The following is a 17,224-nucleotide window of genomic DNA, read 5'->3' as shown; positions in this document are numbered from 1 at the left end:
ACGGGAGTGTCTTGTGACGCGTTCGGGCCGGGGCGCCGCGGCGCCCCGGCCCTCACTCTAGGCGGGCGTGCAGGTCACCACCGGTGCCGCGCTCGCGCCGCTGGCGACGAAGCCCCACGCGGTCGCCGTCCGCCCGGCCGCGATCGCGCCGTTCCAGCCGATGTCCTCGGCCGTCACGGCGGCGCCCGAACTCGTCACCGACGCGTTCCAGGAGCTGGTGATGCGCTGGCTCCCCGGCCAGGTCCAGCTCAGGGTCCAGCCGCTGATCGCGGTGGCCCCGGCCGTGACGAGCACGTTGCCCTGCCAGCCCGAGTTCCACTGGCTGACCATCTGCACGGTCGCGGTGCACCCCGCGCCGCCCGGAGGCGGCGAGGTGGTCTCGGCGGGCGTGGTGGTCTCGGCCGGGGTGGTCGTCTCGGTCGGACCGGCCGGCGTGAGCGTCGGGGTCGTCCAGTTGCGCCACTGCGCGAGGTTCGCCGACTTGCTCGAGTGCATATTGATGAGCGCGGGCGGGTTGCCGGTGCCGTGCAGGAACTTGTTGATGCTCTGCTGCAGCGGGGTCCGCCATTCGCTGCGGGTGGCGCAGTGGGTCCCGTCCGAGACGTTCGAGTGGTACGAGATGTTGCTCCCCGCGCCGAGCGCCTTGTAGACCTCCGCGCCGCCCAGGGCCGCGAGCGCGCCGGAGCGCGCGCCGAGCCATTCGACGTGCGGGTTGTCCATGATGAACAGGCCGCGCGGGGCGATCATGCCGACGACCTCGTGGGTGTCGACCGGGAGCCCGGCGGGGTTGCCGGTGTACGCGCTGAACGCGTCGCCGAGCCACGGCTGCTCGTTGTAGGTGCTGCTCAGCGGCTGGGAACCGCTCTCCTGCGGGATCGAGCGCAGCGCCGAGACGCCGCCGCTGCCGGACTCGATCGGCATCGTCAGGGCGATGCGCTGGTCGAAGGCCCCGGCGACGAACGCGCCCTTGCCGTACCGGGAGCAGCCGGTGACGCCGGTGGTCGGCTCCAGGACGCTCCCGCCGGACTGCTCGATCACGTCGATGATGCGGCTGACGCCCCAGGCCTGGGCCATGAGCACGCCGGTGGTGCTGGTCGCGCCGTACAGGTTGTAGAACGCGCCCTGCTTGTTGCTGCGCGGCGTGCCCTCGGCCCCGACCGCGGCGGGGTCGTAGTTGACGACGGCCGTGCCGGTGGCGAGGATCGTGGCCGTGTCGGCCCCGAAGCCGCCGTAGACGATGACGGCCGGGAACGGACCGGTGCCGCTCGGGAGCTGCACACTCGCCGAGAAGCTGGTACTGCGGCCGTTGTCGCTGACGTTCACGGTGATCCGCGAGGAGGTCACGGTGCCGGTGACGCTGTCGGGCTGCGGCTTGTCGCCGTAGATCGTGCGCTCGGCGAGCTCCTTGATCTCGGACCGGCGGCACTCCCACTGGCTCTGGGCGGTGACCCGGGTGCCGTCGATCTTGAGGAACGGGTCGGGGAGCAGCGAGCTCGAGGCCCAGCTGCCCGGGACGGCGACGTTGCAGGCCGCGCCGTCCCATTCCGAAGCGGCGGTCACTTGGGCCTCCGCCCGGGTGAGGTGCGGTGTGAGCACGAAGGCGGCGGCGACCGCGAAGACGGCCGCCAGGACGAGGGTGAACCGGAGTTGTCGTCGCGGGGTGATCGGGGGGTCGATCGATGATGCCATGGCAGATTCCTTGTCCGACCAGAGGCACAGTCCATCATCGACGGTGAGGAGGGCACGGCTCGGGAGCGCGGCCGGCGTCAACGGTGAGACCACTCATGCCGTGAATACGAGTGAGACTTCCGTGAGGGTCCCCACAGATTACATTGACCAACTTCGATGCACAACGATTCGGGGCAAGCGCTTCCGAGCTTTACGGATACAAGTTCGGCCTACGCCTGTCGCGTTCCGCCCCAACGCGAAAGAGGGCCCCGCCCGCGCCTGGCCGCGTAGTGCGCGGCGGCGCGGACGGGGCCGTTCCCTTGCCCCCTGACGGCAGGTTCAGCCGGCCTTGGCCTTCAACTTCTTGGCGAGCTCCGCCTTGCCCATGCTCGAGGTCCCCGTGAGGCCCATGTTCTGGGCCTGCCACTGGAGCTCCTCCTTGGTGGCCTCGCCGGGCCGCTCGCCGAGGTGCTCGGCGCGGCTGGCCGCGAACGCCTCGCCCAGCTCCATGCGCCGCTGCTCCGACAGGTGCTCCTTCATGTGGGGGAGCACCGTCGACTCCTCTTCCTTCACGTGGTGGGTGATCGAATCCTCCAGCTCGGTGAGCACCTCCACGAACTTCGCCGAGTCGGGGTCGGTCTCGACCAGGCGCTTGAGCAGCTGCTCGGCCTGGGTGTGCTCCTCCTGGCTGTGCGCGACCTCCTCCGAGTCGCCCGCCTCGTCCTTCGCGACCGGGTAGACCGCGGCCTCCTCGGCGCGGCTGTGCGCGATGAGCAGCGCCGACAGCACCGGGGCCGCCAGAGCGCGCGTGTCCGGGAACTGCCGCATCTTGTCGAACAGACGCTCCACTTCGCGGTGGTCCTGCATGATCAGGTCTACGACATCGCCACTCATGGCCTGTCCCCTCCGTGCGTCGGTCGCCTCCTCGCGAGGCGAGAGGAACGGGAAATACCCGCCGCGCCCGGATTTCATGCACCCGCGCCCCGCGCCGGGGCACGACGAAAGCCCCCGGCCTGTCGGCCGAGGGCTTCGATTTGCTGAGCGGGTGACGGGAATCGAACCCGCGCAATCAGTTTGGAAGACTGAGACTCTACCATTGAGCTACACCCGCGCGGCCCGCCGAAGCGGACGCAGACGAGTGTAGCGCATGCCGTCAGCGCGGCGGCAACACACTAATGAGGCCGCCCTTGAGGTGAGCGAGGAACACGTCGTCCTCGTACGCCTCCGCGGCGTGGCCCAGCGCCGTGTAGAAGCACCGGCCGGCCTCGAGGCGGCGGTGCCACGCGATCGGGTGCGGGTTCCCCATGGCCAGATCGGCCGTGTCGTACGAGGCCTCGTCCGCCTCGAGCAGGATCTCCCAGCCCTTCGGCCGCTCGTCGAAGCTGTACCACTCGTCGGTCCACGCCCACCGCTTCGGCAGGTGCTCGGTCGACGGATGCCCCTGGTCCACCACGTCGATCTCCCCGGGGGTGCACCCGGGCGGGTGGCCGATGAAGCGGGCGCCCACGAGCTCGCGGAAGAACGGCCAGGAGCGCTCGGCGGTGGAGGCGGCGTGGACGCCGCACCAGCCGCCGCCGCCGGTCACGAAATCGGCCAGCGCGGCGCGCTCGAGCTCGTCCAGCACGTCGCCGGAGGGGGAGAGCCACACGGCGGCCGCGAAGCGGGCGAGGTCGAGCGGGTTGTGCACGGCCGGGTCCTCGGTGTGCTCGGTCTCGTAGCCCAGTTCGGCGGCGAGCGACGCGACCGCGGCGACGCCGGCCGGGATCGAGTCGTGCCGGAAGCCGGTCGTGCGGGTGAAGACGAGGATTGCGGGTGAAACCACAGCGTTCACTCCTGTTCGGGGTGGGGCGTCGCTCCCCGGTGCCGGACGCCGGGCCGTCCGACTCCTCCTGAGAACGATTGCAGGGCGTAGTCTAGGCGATCTCGGCGCCGGCGGCTCGCGCCGCATCCTGCCCGGCCGCGGTGCCCGCCGCGGGTGGCGGGCGGCGATATCGACCACACCCGCCGGGGCCGCGACGGTACGGCGGCCTAGACTCGTTCGGAGCGGGGGTCGATGCTGCGCTGCCGGCGGACCGATGCGCCCATGGCAACCCCCCGCCCCGACGCAAGTCAATGTCGCAAGGCAATTGAGCGAAATGATCTAGGAGTACGTCTGTGAAGAGCACTGTCGAGACCCTGAGCCCGACCAGGGTGCGGCTGTCGGTCGAGGTGCCGTTCGAGGAGCTGGCGCCGTTCATCAACGAGGCGTACAAGACGGTCGGGCAGCAGGTCCGCGTCCCCGGGTTCCGTCCCGGCAAGGCGCCCCGCCAGGTCATCGACCAGCGCATCGGCCGCGAGTCGGTCTACGCGCAGGCGATGGACCCGGCCGTGCAGGCCAACCTCAACAAGGCCGTCACCGAGAACGACGTGAACGCGCTGGGCCGCCCCGAACTGACCGAGGTCAAGCCGATCGAAGAGGGCAAGCCCTTCGAGTTCGTCGTCGAGACCGACGTGACCCCCTCGTTCGAGCTTCCCGACTTCGCCTCGCTGAAGGTCACGGTCGAGGCCGAGGGCGTCAGCGAAGAGGACATCGACAAGGACCTCGAGTCCCAGCGCCTGCGCTTCTCGTCGCTGAAGACCGTCGAGCGCGCCGCGGCCGAGGGCGACTTCGTCGTGCTCGACCTGCTGGCCACCCAGGACGGCGCCGAGGTCGAGGGCGGATCCGTCACCGGCATGAGCCACGAGGTCGGCTCGGGCAACCTGCTCGACGGCCTGGACGAGGCCCTCATCGGCATGTCCGCGGGCGACGAGAAGACCATCCAGTCCACCCTCGCGGGTGAGCAGGAGGGCGAGACCGCCGACGTCGCGGTCAAGGTCACCCAGGTCAAGGAGCGCGAGCTCCCCGAGCTCGACGACGACTTCGCCGAGATGGCCAGCCAGTTCGACACCCTCGCCGAGCTGCGCGACTCGACCCGCGAGCGCCTGGAGACCCAGGCCCGCACCGGCAAGGCCAACGAGGCCCGCCAGAAGACCCTCGAGGCGCTGGTCGAGGCCGTCGAGCTGCCCCTGCCGGAGAAGGTCGTCTCCGAGGACGTCGAGCACGAGATCATGCACATGAAGGGCGGCCACGACGGCGAGACCGCCGAGGCGCTCGCGCAGTTCGACGAGTACCTGAAGCTCATGGGCAAGTCCGAGGACGAGTTCAAGGCCGAGATGGTCGCCGACTCGGAGGCCCGCCTCCGCCAGTCGATCATCCTCGGCAAGATCGCCCGCGAGCGCGAGCTCGAGGTCTCCGGCGAGCTCATGACCGCCGAGGTCGTGCGCCAGGCCCAGCAGCGCGGCGTCCCGCAGGACCAGTTCCAGAAGTTCGTCGACGAGCTGCGCACGAACGGCGGCCTCCAGCAGATCGCCGCGTCGCTGCGCCAGCAGCTCGCCCTCGAAGAGGTCGTCAAGGAGGCTTCGATCACCGACGCCTCCGGCACCGAGCTCACCGAGGAGGACCTCTTCCCGGGCCGCAAGGCCGCCGAGGCCGACGCCGAGGCTGAGGACGACGAAGAGGAGAAGACCGAGGACTAGTTCCTCGCAACGGTTTTCGAAGGGGCCCACCGCATCAGCGGTGGGCCCCTTTTTCGCGCCGTTCCACCGGGACGCGGAGTCGGTTGCGGCGCAAGGGCTCCGCGATAAGATCGCGCCATGTACCTCGTAACAGGAGCGACAGGCAACATCGGTGGGGCAGTGGTCCGGGCGCTGGCCGGGCAGGGCCTGCCCGTCAGGGCGCTGGTGCGCGACGCGGCCCGCGCGAAACTCCCCGAAGGGGTCACCGCGGCCGTGGGCGACCTGGACGACCCGGATTCGCTCGTGCCCTGGCTCGACGGCGTGGAAGCGGCGTTCGTCCTCCCGGGCTACCCGGACATGCCCGCACTGTACGAGCGGCTGCGGGACGCGGGCGTGAAGCGGGCCGTCCAGCTCTCGGGCGGCTCGGCCGGGAGCGGTGACACCACGAATGCCGTGACGGCGATGATGATGGACTCCGAGGCCGCCGCGCGCGAGTCCGGCATCTCCTGGACCGTCCTGCGCCCCAGCGCTTTCATGTCGAACACCCTGCGCTGGCTTCCCGAGCTCCGGGCCGGCGACGTGGTCCGCGCGCCTTGGGGCGACATTGCGGTCGCCTGCATCGACGCGGAGGACATCGCCGCCGTCGCGGTCGCCGCGATGCTCGACGACGCCCATGCCGGAGCCGTGTACCGACTCACGGGGTCGCGCGCGATGCTCCCGGCCGAGCAGTTGGCGGTCCTGGGCCGCGTCCTCGACCGCCGGCTGCGCTTCGAAGGGCTGACGCTGGAGGAGACCCGGGCGCAGCTCGAGGCGACCATGCCTGAGAAGTACGTCCACGCCTTCTGGGACTTCTATGTGGACGGATCGCTCGACGAGTCCCTGGTGCTGCCCACCGTGGAGGAGCTCCTCGGCCGCCCGCCGCGCACGTTCGAGCAGTGGGCCGAAGCCCACGTGCGCGACTTCCGCTGAGTCAGAGGTTCGCCTTGACCTTGTACTGGAGGATCTTGGGGGCGTCGACGAAGCCGGTGCGGAGGTAGAACTCCTTGGAGGTGGTGGTCGCCTGCACGGTGATCTTCTTCAGGTGCAGCCGCCGCGCTTCGTCGACGACCGCGGTCATGAGACGGCGGCCATAGCCGCCTCCGCGCGCCTGCTCCGACATGAACACGGCCTGCAGATCGCCGCCCGCGCGTGACATGTTGCCGGGCGACGGCACCCGCGCGACGACCGCGAGCCAGGCCATGCCGATGATGATTCCGTTGCGGCGCACCAGGATGCACCGATGCGTGTCGGCGTTCCGCAGCGCCCACTCGGCGAAGTCCTTCGTGAAGGCCTCCTGCGTCACGCTCGGCACCGCATCGCCCTTGACCTCCTCCTCCCATCGGAACTCGGCGACGGCCGGGTACTCGTCGGGACGGGCGAGGCTGATCTCGATCACTTCTGGGATGTCCATGCCTCACATGCTGTCACGAATGGACGGTCCGGACGGGCCCCAGCGCCCGAACCGTCTAGACGCGGGCTGTAGCCGAGGGGGAACGCGATGCCGGGGGCGATCCGGGCGGGTCGGGAACGGCGGCGCACCGCTACCGGCACGGGAACGGTGCGCCGTCCGGCCGTCGACCGAGCGGGCCCGCTCAGACCGGCTTGAGCCGCCGGTGGAGGAGGCAGAACACGTTGCCCTCGGGGTCCTGGAGCACGTGCCAGTTCTCCTCGCCGGTCTGGCCCACGTCGGCGGGCCTGGCGCCCAAGGCGAGCAGGCGCTCCAGCTCGGCGTCCTGGTCGCGGTCGGTGGCGTTGACGTCGAGGTGGAGCGGGAGCTTCCAGGGCTTCGGATCGGTGCTGGGACTGAGGATCAGGGTCGGCTGGAGGCCGCCGAAGCCGACGCCGGCCGGGCCGATCTCGATGCTGCCGTCCTCTTCGCGGTCGAGTTCGACGTAGTCGAGGACCGCGCTCCAGAAGGCGGCCAGCCGTTCGGGGTCCTCGCAGTCGAGGACCAGCTCGCTGATGCGGGATGCCATGCCCGCCAGTATACGAACGCGGCGGGCCCGGCGGCCCCGCTCAGGCGGGGGCGTTCGCGAACAGCGCGATGAGCAGGTCGAGCCGCTGCTCTTGCGCCGCTTCCGGAATCCGCCCGCTCCGCAGCAGGACCGCCATGCCGTGCAGCGAACCCCAGATGAGCTCGGCCAGCGCCGCGTTCCGGTCGTCGAAGGGGCCGAAGGCGCTGACGATCTCGCCGAACGCCGCCCGCAGCGGGGCCGGCGTCTCGGCGTGGGCGAATTTGACCTTGGTCGGCAGGGTGAACATGGCCTGGTAGGCCGCGGGGTGCGCGGCGGCGAACGCCAGGTAGGCGGTGCAGACCGCGCGGACGCCCTCCGATGCGGGGGCGGCCTCGCGCGCGGCGCGGAGCTGCTCGGCCATCTCGGCGATGCCCTCGATGGCGACGGCGTCCCGGATGGCCTCCATGTTGGCGAAGTGCCCGTACAGCACGGGCTGGCTGTACTCGACCTTGTCGGCGAGCTTCCTGGTGGTCACCGCCTCCCAGCCTTCGGATTCGGCCAGTTCGCGGGCGGCGGTGATGATCAGCTGGTGTCGTTCGGCGCGTTGCCGTTCGCGGCGTTCGGTGGCAGTCACCACATTATTCTAGCAGCGCTAGATTTTTGTGCAAGCGAAGCCTATCTTTGCACAAGAACCTAGCAATGCTAGATTCACTGCCACGCCTCTCGGAAGGAACCACCCCATGCTCGCCACCACCGCCATCGTCCTCGCCTGGCTCGTCGGCGTCGCCGTCGTCGCCATGGGCGTCAACAACCTGCTCCGCCCCCAGGTCCTCGCCGGCTTCGGCATCCCCGGCACGCAGGCCGACGACCCGGTCCTGCGCGCCTGGCTCGCCGTCAAGGCCGGCCGCGACATCGGCAGCGGACTCATGCTCGTCGTCGCCGTCGCGCTCGGCACCACCACGCTCGCCGGCTGGGTCATGCTCGCCGCCGTCGTGATGCCCGTCTGCGACACGCTGGTCGTGCTGCGCGCCAAGGGACCCCGCGCCGCCGCCTACGGCGTCCACTGCTCCACCGCCGCCGCGATGGCGGTCATCGGCGTGCTCCTGCTCCTCGCCTGAGACGCGCCGAAGGCCGGTCCCCGTGCGGACCGGCCTTCGGGGTCGGAGCGGTCAGTCGCGGTCGGCGAAGACCTCCTTCGCGGCGTTCATCGCGTTGAGCGCCGCCGGGAAGCCCGCGTAGACGGCCATCTGCATGATCGTCTCCACGACCTCCTCCCGCGTCCCGCCCACATTGAGCAGGCCGTGGACGTGCACCTTCAGCTGCGGCAGCGCGCTGCCGAGCGCGGTGCACGCCGCGACCGACACGATCTCGCGCGAGCGCAGGTCCAGACCGCCGCGCGAGTACAGGTCGCCGAACGCGAACTCGATGATGTACCGCCCCAGGTCCGGAGCGATCGACTTCAGGTTCTCGATCACGGCCTCGCCCGCGTGCCCGTCGATCTCCGACAGGGCCTTCCAACCCCGCTCGTACCGCGAGCCCTCCAGCTCGGGCGCCGCGTCCGCGTATCCGGGTTCGTCGTCGTCCCGCGCCGCGAAGACCTCCTTCGCGACGGTGATCGCGTTGAGCACCGCCGGGAACCCCGTGTAGGACGCCAGGTGCATGATCGCCTCGACGACCTCGCGCCTGCCGCAGCCGATGTTCAGCGCCCCCGCGATGTGGAACCGCAGCTGCGGCAGCGCGTAGCCGAGGGCGGCCAGGCCGCCGATCGTCGCCAGCTGCCGCTCGCGCAGGGCCAGCTCGGAGCGGTGGTACACGTCCCCGTACGGGAACTCCACGGTGAGGCGTCCCAGATCCGGTGCCACGTCGGCGAAGTCGCGCGTCACCGCGGGCTCGTCCTCACCGGCCAGGCGCCGCAGGATCTCCAGGCCCCGGTCGTAGCGACCGAGTTCGGCTTGCTCATCCATTCCAGACAGTCCTTTCGTTGGTTCGTACCCGCAGGCGCGCCCGCGAACTCGTGACGCGGCCGCGTTATGCTCGTTGACCGGCGTCCGGCGCCGATTGCTGCCGAGCCCCACTGTGGAGCTTCAGGCCCTCGCGCACCGGGCGTCCGCCGCGGGCCGCCCGGGTCGGTTCTATCAGTCGGGACGACACTACCCAACCGGTTAGTTGGCGCGATATGATGCGGCGATGCCTGCTCAACCCATCACCCGGCCGGCATCGAACCGGACTCGGGATGCCATATTGCAAGCCGCCTATGAAGAGTTCACCGAGCACGGCCCCGCCGGGGCCCGCGTGGACCGTATCGCCGCCCTCGCGGGCTGCAACAAGCAGCGCCTCTACGCGTACTTCCAGAGCAAGGAGAACTTGTTCGCGGAAGTGCTGCGCGAGGCGCACAAGCGGCTCGGCGACGCGGTGCCGCTGCCGACCGACCGCGCCGGACTCGACGAGTACGTGGGCGCCGTCTTCGACTTCCACCTCCACGACCCCAGCATGGTGCGGCTCATCGCCTGGGAGGGACTGACCTTCGGCGACTCGCCGCTGCCGTGGCGCGAGGAGCGCCAGGCCTTCTACGAGGACAAGATCGCCGCGCTCCAGCGCGCGCTGGGGGTCGACAACGCGCCCGCGGTGGCCGCGCTCCTGATCACCCTGATCGGGATCTCCTCCTGGCCGTTCGTGATGCCACAGCAGCGCAACCTGCTCTTCATCAAGCTGTGTCCGGGCGTCACGACGATCGAGGCGCTGCGCTCCTCCCTCAACGCGTTCGGGCGCGCGAGCATCGAAGCGGTCGCGAGCGCCCCGGACGACTTCCCGCCCGGGGCGGTGCGGCTGCTCAAAGGCTAGGTCGGCTTCCGCGACAACGAAAAAGGCCCGACCGGCGACACCGCCGGTCGGGCCCAGTCGCATCAGCGGCTCCAGCGCACCACGGCGCTGCCGATCGACATGCCGCCGCCGAAGCCGGAGAGCAGCACCTGGTCGCCGTCCTTCAGCGCGCCGGACCGGTTGGCCCGGTCGAGCGTGACCGGGACCGACGCGGACCCGGTGTTGCCGAACTCCGCGACGGTGCGGTGGCTGGCCGCGTTCACCAGGCCGAGGCTCGGCTGGATCTCGTCGAGCATCTGGCCGTTCGCCTGGTGGGGGACGAAGTGCCGGATGTCGTCGGCGGTCGTGTCGGCCTCTTCCACGGCCTCCTTCACCGAGAGCGGGAGCTGCTCGGTGACGAAGGCGCGCACGGCCCTGCCGTCCATCGCGAAGTAGTGCGCGTCGTCGTCGGCGTCGCGCAGCCGTGCCGGGTGGCGGCTGCCGCCCACCGGGACGTTGATCATCTCGTGGTGGGCCCCGTGGGTGCGCAGTGCCGCGGCGGTGATGCCGCGCCCGTCGGGGACCGGCCCGAGGACGACCGCGCCCGCGCCGTCGCCGAAGAGCACCGCGGTGCGCCGGTCGGCGGGGTTGATGATGCGCGAGTAGATGTCCGCGCCGATGACGAGCGCGCGGCCGCCGTCGGCGACGAGCCTCCAGGCCGCGGCGAGCGCGAACAGGAACCCGGTGCAGACGGCGTTCACGTCGAACGCCGGGACGCCGTCGGCGCCGATGCGGTGCTGGACGATCGCGGCCGTCGCCGGCTGCGGGTGGTCCGGTGTGGACGTGGCGACGATGATGCAGTCGAGCGTGGCCGGATCGACCCCGGCGTCCTCGAGCGCCGCCGTTCCGGCGCGGGCGGCGAGGTCCGAAGTGGCCTCGCCGGCCGCGGCGTAGCGGCGGGCGCCGATGCCGGTCTTGCGGAGGATCCAGTCGGCGTCGACGCCTGCCTTCGCCGCGACCTCGTCATTGCTGACGACGCGGGAGGGCAGGTAGGAGCCGGTGCCCAGGACGCCCACGGGTCGCCTTGCGGCGCTGCGGGAATCGGGCGTGTAGGTGGGAGAAGTCGACAGGTGCGTAGCCATGATCGGTACCTCGAATCGGGTCGGCGATCGGTGGTGGGAGGGTGTACGCCCCGGTGCCGCATCGTCGCGGCCCCGGGGTCCCGGGGATCGCTCGCCTCGCTCGGTCGCGAGCGCGATGCATTGGGTGCGTGATCAGGTCTTGCAGGAACGGTGCGGTCGGCGCGGCGCTCGTGGAGGTCCCCGCCCGGGACGACGCCCGCGTCGTCCATGATGGAGGGTAAGCGCGTTCCTCGGCGGCTGCGGTGACGCCCAGGACGTGGACGTCGACCCCCGCTCAGGCGTCGACCCGCTCGTAGCAGCGGGTCTGGAGCCCGCCGGGGCCGCCGGCGAAGTAGCGGTCGCCGGCCTGCTGCACCATCTCGGTGAAGCGGTCGGAGGAGAACGGCCGCTGGTACTGCTCCGGAGCGCAGGAGAAGCCGCTCAGGAAGAGCACGCCGGGTTGGGTGCTGACCACCGTGTGGTAGGTGCTGAAGGACTCCACCTCCTCGGCGTCGCGGACGACGTCGAAGACGGTGGCCTCGCGCCAGGCCCGGTAGGCCTCGTACGCCTGCGGTTTGACCTCGACGTAGCGCAGCTGCACGTACGGGGTCACCGGGAGCGCGGTGCCGGGCTCCTTGGGGGCCTCGACGAAGCGCAGCGCCTGGCGGCGGAAGTCCCCGGCGGCGTACGGCCCCACGGTGTTCCACTGGGGCTCGAAGTCCGCGTCGGCCGCGGCGATCTCGTCGAGCCCGGTGAGCGCGCGCAGTTCCAGCAGGGTGTTGGCCTCCAAGCAGCGGTAGAGCGCGCGGTCCTTGTCGGCCGCGGCGGCCAGGAGCTCGCTCCAGGCGTCGACGGCCTCGTCGGCGCGGTCGGCCTGCACTGGGAGTTCGGTGGTCAGCAGATAGGTCGCGGACATGGCGGTGCCTCCATGGGGTGTGCGGATGCGATGTGGGGGGACCGGTTCGAGCGGAGCGTGGGGAAACGCTCCCGCTCAGGCGGGGAGTCGCGCGGCGGTGCGCGGTGTCTGCGGCAGGGTCCGCCACGCGGCCGTCTCGGCGCGGCGGCGGAGCACCGGGTCGTCACCGACGACGACGGCGGTGCCGGTGGTCTCGAGCATCGGCAGGTCGGTCGCGTGGTCGCCGTAGGCGATGCAGTGGTCGAGCCGGTACCCGCGCAGGCGGGCGACCGCCTGGACGGTCTCGGCCTTGCCCGCGCCGATGACCGGGTAGTCGATCTCGCCGGTGAGCTGTCCTCTGCGGATCCGCACCGGCGCGCCGTGCGCTTCGGAGGCCCCGAGGAGCGCGGCGGCGGGCTCCAGGCAGGCGAAGAACGAACCGGAGACGAAGTGGGTCGGGACGCCCTGCTCGCGCAATGCCTCGTGCTCGGCCACGGGCGCCTCCAGGAGGAACCCGGGGTCGGCGAGCTCGGCGTCGAACCACTCCCGGCCCACTGTGGAGAGGTACTCGGCGGACTCGCCGGCGTAGAGCCGGTAGTACGCGCGATTGACCTCCTCGCGCGGCACGCCCGCGGCGGCGAGCGCGCTCAGTTCGGCGGCGAGCCGCTCGTACAGGAGCTCCGGTTCACCCTTGCGCTGCAGGTAGAACCGCAGGAAGCGGAACATGCTCTTGTGCGCCAGGAGCGTTTCGTCGACGTCGAAGAACGCGGCGTCGTAGGAAGCGGAGTCGTACGCCGCGGCGTGCTCAGTGGACCGCTGCATCGGCGAGGGCCCCTCCGTGCTGCGCCACGACCGCGGCGACGGCCTGCTCGGCCCGGCGCTGCTCCTTGGACTCGATGAGCCGGTTCTCGAAGGCCGTGAACCGCACCGAGGTCAGGGTGCAGCGGCGCCCGGCCTGCTCGATGGCGATCTCCACGGTGAACGCGAGCCGGTCGGGGTTCGCGGTGTCCGACTCGGTGATCAGGTAGTCGATCTCGGCGGCCAGCGGGAACAGGAAGTTCTCGAACTCGGTGCCCATCGAGTTGATGACGAAGTACCGCTTCCGCTCGTCGGGGAGCAGGAACCGCTCGGTGACCGTGAGGAACATCTGGCGGGCCGCCTCGACCGCGACCATGCCCTGCACGTGCTGGCCGGTCTGGTGGTCGATGAGCAGCTCGTTGTCGTTGTGCACGCGCAGGTCCGCGCGGTACCGGCCGGGGCCGGTCTGCCGGGGCCGGGCGATGAGCCGGTTGGCCTCGACGTGCTTGTGGGTCTCATGGCGTGCGGCCGGAGCCGGGATGGCCGGCATGAGGTGGATGCGGTGCGCGAGGCCGCGCTCGGCGATCTCGATCCGCAGCAGGTCCCATTGGGACTCGCCGATGCCCTGTCCGGGCTGGAGGGTGAGGTGTCCGGGAGCGGTGCCGTTCGCATCATTGCGGAGGCGGCGGATGAACTCACTGACGGTGAGGACTCCTGGGTGGGCGGCGCTGAATCCCGAGAATCGATTGCCCACGAGTAGCAGGGTGGAGTGGTCAGTCAACATGGCATTGACCTCTTTAGATAGAGGGTGTCAAGAAGAAACCGTTGCTCCGCAAGGGGATCAGAGGGTAACGAAGCGTGTTGAAACTCAACGTATAGGAGTAACCGCCTCGTGGCAACCATCTAGTTGGTTGTGTGATAGCTATCACAAATTATACTATTGACAGAGGATTACGTATCGATTGACAAATCATTACGTCTCGCCGCACAACGGACTAGTGCGACACCAGTGCGACCACGCAACGGCCCGACGCGGGGAGCGGCACGTAGACCCGCATGCCTTGGGCCGCATCCGTTCCCGACAGGTGCGTGTAGTCCTCGCCGGGGTGGTAGCCGAGCCCGGCCCGACCCCTCCCGTTCACATGCACCGCGATCCGGTCGTCACCGAGACGATAGACGAACCCCTCGTCCACCGGCTCGAAGCCGCCGCCCACCGAGGGGCGCACGCCCTCCAGCTCGCCGCCGTCCCGGAAGGACAGTTCGAGCACCTGCCGCACGCCGCCCGGATCCGCTTCGACCTCCAGGCGCACTTCGCGATCGCCGATGCGCACCCGCGCCTCGGTCGACAGCGCGAACGCGTCATTCGGCCGATTCGCGAAGTCCATAGAGGCCGAGAACCGGCCGTCGTCCATGAGCGCGTAGTCGCCGCCCGCGCGCCGGTGCTCCGCCGGGAGCGGCTGGTAGTAGGCCGCCGCCACTCGCTCGCGGAGGACGAACTCGCCGTCCTCGAACGCGAACTCGCCGGCCCTGAACGGCCCCATGCCGAAGAAGTCCCGCGAGAGCCGCACCGAGTCCAGCACGGCCCCGCCGGCGTACATCCGCAGGAAGGTCGGATTGCTCGACAGCCCCGAACGGATCCAGCCGTGCTCGGCGTAGTCCGTGCCGCCGAACACGGTCACCGCGAACGCCCCGTCCCGCACCACCGCCAGCCCCGACGAAGGGAACACGGTGCTCACCGCCTGCGGCGCTTCAGGTTCGGGCAGGACACCGGCCAGTTCGGGCTCCAGCAGGATCTCCGCCAGCGCGTCCGCCGGGTAGGCGACCGGCTCCTGGAGGCCCTGCTCCTGAAGGATCCGCGCCACCACCGCCGCGAAGTCGCCGCGCCCGCGTGCGATCGCGTACCGCCGGAACTGCATCAGGAACGGCGCCAACGCGATCGAACCCAGCTGGTCCTGCCGCCGCGAGTGCACGGTCTCCACCGTGCCGTCCGGCAGCGCCGTGGCGGCGACCGCCTCGAGGTTCCGGCACACCGCGTCGAGCAGCTCCGGCCGCTCCAGCAGCGTGCCGATCGCCGTCAACGACGGGTTCGAGACGAACAGCGCGTAGTTCGGGCTCCGCTCCGAGTACATCCCGTCAGGCGCGATGTCCACGCCTTCGGCCAGCCACTCGTCGACCCGCGCGACCAGGCGCGCATCGGGCCAGTGCGCGTTGAGCCGCGCCAGCGCCGCACTCAGCTCCCACCGGTGGTTCGGCGTGTGCACGCCGCCCAGGCGCAGCGGCCCGGCCGCGGCCGCCGCGATCGCCTCCAGCGCCCCGGCCAAGGGCCGCAGCGGCTCCGGCACCGATTCGCCCTGCAGCAGCCCGTACGTGTCGCACAGGTCGTTGACCGTGAACGCCGTGTCGGGCGGTGAGGCGAGGTTCTCGCCGTCGAACAGCCCGTTCGCGCCCTGCATCCCGGCCAGGAACGCGACCAGCCGCGCCGCGGCCCCGGCCGCCTCCGGCGAGCCGAACAGCGCCGAGCCCGGATGCACCGCGCACGCGACCAGCGTCTTCGCGGCCGACATCACCCGGCGGTGGTGCGGCGCGCCCGCGAGGAGCCCGTCGACCCCGGCGAGCACCTCCCGGGCCCGCTCGTCGGCCGCCGCGGCCACGGCGGTGAGAAAAGCGGTGTCAGTCCTTGAGCCCTGCATTGATGTCCTCGTTCATGACGTACTTCTGGAACACGATGAAGATGAGCACCAGCGGCAGGATCGACATCACCGAGGCCGCCAGCAGCAGCGGCCAGTCGATGTTCTCGGCCCCCACAATGGACCGCAGCGCGATCTGGAGCGTGAACTTGCGCTCGTCGCCCACCACGATCAGCGGCCAGATGTAGTCGTTCCAGCGCCACTGGAACGAGAAGATCGCCAGCGTCATGATGATCGGCCGCGACATCGGCAGCATGATCCGGAAGAAGATCCCCGTCTCGCGCGCCCCGTCGATGCGGGCCGCCTCGATGATGTCGTCCGGAATGGACACGAAGAACTGCCGGAACATGAACACGCCGGTGGCCGTGAGGATGGACGGCACGACCAGGCCCGCCATCGAGTCGTACATGCCGAGGTCCCGGATCACCAGGAACGTGGGCGAGAGGATGACCTCGGTCGGCAGCATCGTCGTCGCCAGCAGGCACACGAAGAAGATCCGGATCCAGACCTTGTCCTGGTACTTCGCGAGCGCGTACCCGCACATCGCGCTGGCGAACACCGTCAGCACGGTGGTCGTGAGCGCCACGGCGAGCGTGTTCGAGAAGTACAGCATGAAGTCGAACCGGTCCCAGGCCTTCTCGAACCCCGCGATGGTGGGGTTCTCCGGGAGGATCGTGAGCGGGTACTGGAACAACTCCGAGCCGGGTTTGAAGGCGCTCAGGAGGAACCAGACGAGCGGGAACGCGTACAGCGCCGCCAGCAGCCACATGAACGTGGTCACCGGGACGACGGTGCCGAGCTCCTTCGCCTTGCGCGCCTTGCGGACGGGCTTCTGCGGTGCGGTCGTGGTGCTCATGCGGAGCGCCTCCGGTTGACGGCCATCTGCACCAGGGCGATGGTGAGCAGGATGAGCAGCAGGATCATGGAGACGGCGCTGGCGTAGCCGATGTCGGCGCGTTTGAAGCCGGTCTCGTAGATGTACTGGATGATCATGACGTTGGAGGTGCCGGGCCCGCCGCCGTTGAGCGCCTGGACCATCGCGAACTCCTTCATGGCCCCGAGCGAGGACAGGAGGATCACCAGGAACGAGGTGGGCGCGATGGACGGGAGCGTGATGTGGCGGAAGCGCTGCCAGGCGTTCGCGCCGTCGATCTGCGCGGCCTCGTAGTAGGCGCGCGGCACGTTCTTGAGCGCCGCGATGAAGATGAGCATGTTGAAGGCGGTGCCGCCCCAGGTCGCGGCGATGACGACGACCATGAGCGCGAGGTCGGGGTCGGTCTGCCAGGCGAGCGGGTCGGCGCCGAGCCGCGAGATCACGTAGTTGACGAAGCCGAAGCTCTCGCCGAACATCCAGCGCCACACCACGCCCGCGACGATGGGGGAGATGAGCCACGGGAAGAAGAACACGACCTTCGCGAACGAGGAGCCCTTGGCGTAGTTGGAGACCACGAGCGCGGCGATCGAGAGCGACATGACGTACATGAGCGGGACGCTGATGACCGCGAACAGCAGGGTGCGGGTGAGCGACTCGTAGAAGGTCGGGTCGGCGAAGAGCTTCTCGTAGTTGTCCAGGCCGATGAACTCGGGCGTGCCGATGCCGGAGTAGTCGGTGAAGGAGTAGATGAGGCCCAGTCCGCCGGGCCACACGAAGAACACGAGGAACAGGACGATGCTGAGGCCGGCGAGCGCGAGCGGCGCGAGCCGGTACTGGGCGCGGCGGCCCCGGCC

The 17,224-nt window shown here is 70.2% G+C and carries 18 protein-coding genes and 1 tRNA gene; 4 read left to right on the top strand and 15 right to left on the bottom strand.

The genetic code is table 11. The annotated features are described in order from the left end of the window. Nucleotides 1–57 precede the first annotated feature (57 nt). The 4 genes from O2L52_RS21090 to O2L52_RS21075 all read right to left on the bottom strand — a co-directional run bounded on the left by O2L52_RS21090 (nt 58) and on the right by O2L52_RS21075 (nt 3,490). The gene (locus tag O2L52_RS21090) at nt 58–1,689 is read right to left on the bottom strand and encodes a glucuronyl esterase domain-containing protein (RefSeq protein WP_270118025.1); all 1,632 of its coding nucleotides are present in this window, start codon (nt 1,687–1,689) and stop codon (nt 58–60) included. Between the two features lie 318 nt (nt 1,690–2,007). Next, on the bottom strand, nt 2,008–2,562 hold the full coding sequence (locus O2L52_RS21085) for a hemerythrin domain-containing protein (RefSeq protein ID WP_270118024.1): 555 nt from the start codon (nt 2,560–2,562) through the stop codon (nt 2,008–2,010). A 146-nt stretch (nt 2,563–2,708) separates the two neighbouring features. Next, nucleotides 2,709–2,779 (bottom strand) — tRNA-Gly (locus O2L52_RS21080). Nucleotides 2,780–2,821: 42 nt separating this feature from the next. Next, complete coding sequence (locus tag O2L52_RS21075) at nt 2,822–3,490, bottom strand: ThuA domain-containing protein (RefSeq protein WP_270118022.1); 669 nt, start codon at nt 3,488–3,490, stop codon at nt 2,822–2,824. Between the two features lie 332 nt (nt 3,491–3,822). Between O2L52_RS21075 and tig the strand changes: the two genes are divergently transcribed. Both tig and O2L52_RS21065 read left to right on the top strand, forming a co-directional pair. Then, nucleotides 3,823–5,223, top strand: a complete 1,401-nt coding sequence (tig, locus tag O2L52_RS21070) for a trigger factor (protein WP_270118021.1) — start codon at nt 3,823–3,825, stop codon at nt 5,221–5,223. A gap of 117 nt (nt 5,224–5,340) precedes the next feature. Then, nucleotides 5,341–6,171, top strand: a complete 831-nt coding sequence (locus tag O2L52_RS21065; RefSeq protein WP_270118020.1) for an NmrA family NAD(P)-binding protein — start codon at nt 5,341–5,343, stop codon at nt 6,169–6,171. Between the two features lies 1 nt (nt 6,172). Here the strand turns inward: O2L52_RS21065 and O2L52_RS21060 are convergent, their stop codons facing one another. From O2L52_RS21060 to O2L52_RS21050, 3 genes are all read right to left on the bottom strand, one after another. Next, entirely contained in the window at nt 6,173–6,652 is a 480-nt protein-coding gene (locus O2L52_RS21060; protein ID WP_270118019.1) for a GNAT family N-acetyltransferase, read from the bottom strand. Between the two features lie 181 nt (nt 6,653–6,833). Beyond that, nucleotides 6,834–7,217 (bottom strand): VOC family protein, encoded by a 384-nt coding sequence (locus O2L52_RS21055; RefSeq protein ID WP_270118017.1) that lies wholly within the window; start codon nt 7,215–7,217, stop codon nt 6,834–6,836. Nucleotides 7,218–7,257: 40 nt separating this feature from the next. Further along, nucleotides 7,258–7,833: a TetR/AcrR family transcriptional regulator gene (locus tag O2L52_RS21050; protein WP_373897026.1), complete on the bottom strand. Its 576-nt coding sequence runs from the start codon at nt 7,831–7,833 to the stop codon at nt 7,258–7,260. A gap of 103 nt (nt 7,834–7,936) precedes the next feature. On the opposite strand from O2L52_RS21050, the gene O2L52_RS21045 reads away from it, so the two are divergent. After that, nucleotides 7,937–8,314 (top strand): DUF4267 domain-containing protein, encoded by a 378-nt coding sequence (locus tag O2L52_RS21045; protein ID WP_270118014.1) that lies wholly within the window; start codon nt 7,937–7,939, stop codon nt 8,312–8,314. A gap of 51 nt (nt 8,315–8,365) precedes the next feature. On the opposite strand, the gene O2L52_RS21040 is transcribed toward O2L52_RS21045, so the two are convergent. Then, nucleotides 8,366–9,160, bottom strand: coding sequence for a carboxymuconolactone decarboxylase family protein (locus O2L52_RS21040; protein WP_270118013.1), 795 nt, complete (start codon nt 9,158–9,160; stop codon nt 8,366–8,368). A 277-nt stretch (nt 9,161–9,437) separates the two neighbouring features. Between O2L52_RS21040 and O2L52_RS21035 the strand changes: the two genes are divergently transcribed. After that, nucleotides 9,438–10,037 (top strand): TetR/AcrR family transcriptional regulator, encoded by a 600-nt coding sequence (locus O2L52_RS21035; protein WP_270118012.1) that lies wholly within the window; start codon nt 9,438–9,440, stop codon nt 10,035–10,037. Between the two features lie 62 nt (nt 10,038–10,099). On the opposite strand, the gene O2L52_RS21030 is transcribed toward O2L52_RS21035, so the two are convergent. The 7 genes from O2L52_RS21030 to O2L52_RS21000 form a co-directional block, all read right to left on the bottom strand. After that, nucleotides 10,100–11,137, bottom strand: coding sequence for a 3-oxoacyl-ACP synthase III family protein (locus tag O2L52_RS21030; RefSeq protein ID WP_270118011.1), 1,038 nt, complete (start codon nt 11,135–11,137; stop codon nt 10,100–10,102). 274 nt (nt 11,138–11,411) lie between these two features. Continuing rightward, nucleotides 11,412–12,032, bottom strand: a complete 621-nt coding sequence (locus O2L52_RS21025) for a hypothetical protein (RefSeq protein WP_270118009.1) — start codon at nt 12,030–12,032, stop codon at nt 11,412–11,414. A 75-nt stretch (nt 12,033–12,107) separates the two neighbouring features. Then, on the bottom strand, nt 12,108–12,833 hold the full coding sequence (locus O2L52_RS21020; protein ID WP_270118007.1) for an HAD family hydrolase: 726 nt from the start codon (nt 12,831–12,833) through the stop codon (nt 12,108–12,110). Continuing rightward, nucleotides 12,817–13,563, bottom strand: coding sequence for an AfsA-related hotdog domain-containing protein (locus O2L52_RS21015; protein ID WP_270118005.1), 747 nt, complete (start codon nt 13,561–13,563; stop codon nt 12,817–12,819). The genes O2L52_RS21020 and O2L52_RS21015 overlap by 17 nt, the downstream gene beginning before the upstream one ends. Nucleotides 13,564–13,804: 241 nt before the next feature. Next, on the bottom strand, nt 13,805–15,499 hold the full coding sequence (locus O2L52_RS21010; protein WP_270118003.1) for a hypothetical protein: 1,695 nt from the start codon (nt 15,497–15,499) through the stop codon (nt 13,805–13,807). Further along, on the bottom strand, nt 15,480–16,352 hold the full coding sequence (locus tag O2L52_RS21005; protein WP_270118001.1) for a carbohydrate ABC transporter permease: 873 nt from the start codon (nt 16,350–16,352) through the stop codon (nt 15,480–15,482). The genes O2L52_RS21010 and O2L52_RS21005 overlap by 20 nt, the downstream gene beginning before the upstream one ends. Continuing rightward, nucleotides 16,349–17,224 (bottom strand): carbohydrate ABC transporter permease (locus tag O2L52_RS21000; RefSeq protein WP_333490222.1); only part of this gene is annotated, 876 nt, incomplete at its 5' end. The genes O2L52_RS21000 and O2L52_RS21005, both read right to left, overlap by 4 nt.

Source organism: Glycomyces algeriensis (assembly GCF_027622855.1).
Classification (GTDB): Bacteria; Actinomycetota; Actinomycetes; order Mycobacteriales; family Micromonosporaceae; genus Glycomyces; species Glycomyces algeriensis.
Note: the sequence above shows the minus strand (reverse complement) of the source record. Positions and strands in the feature narration are given on the sequence as shown.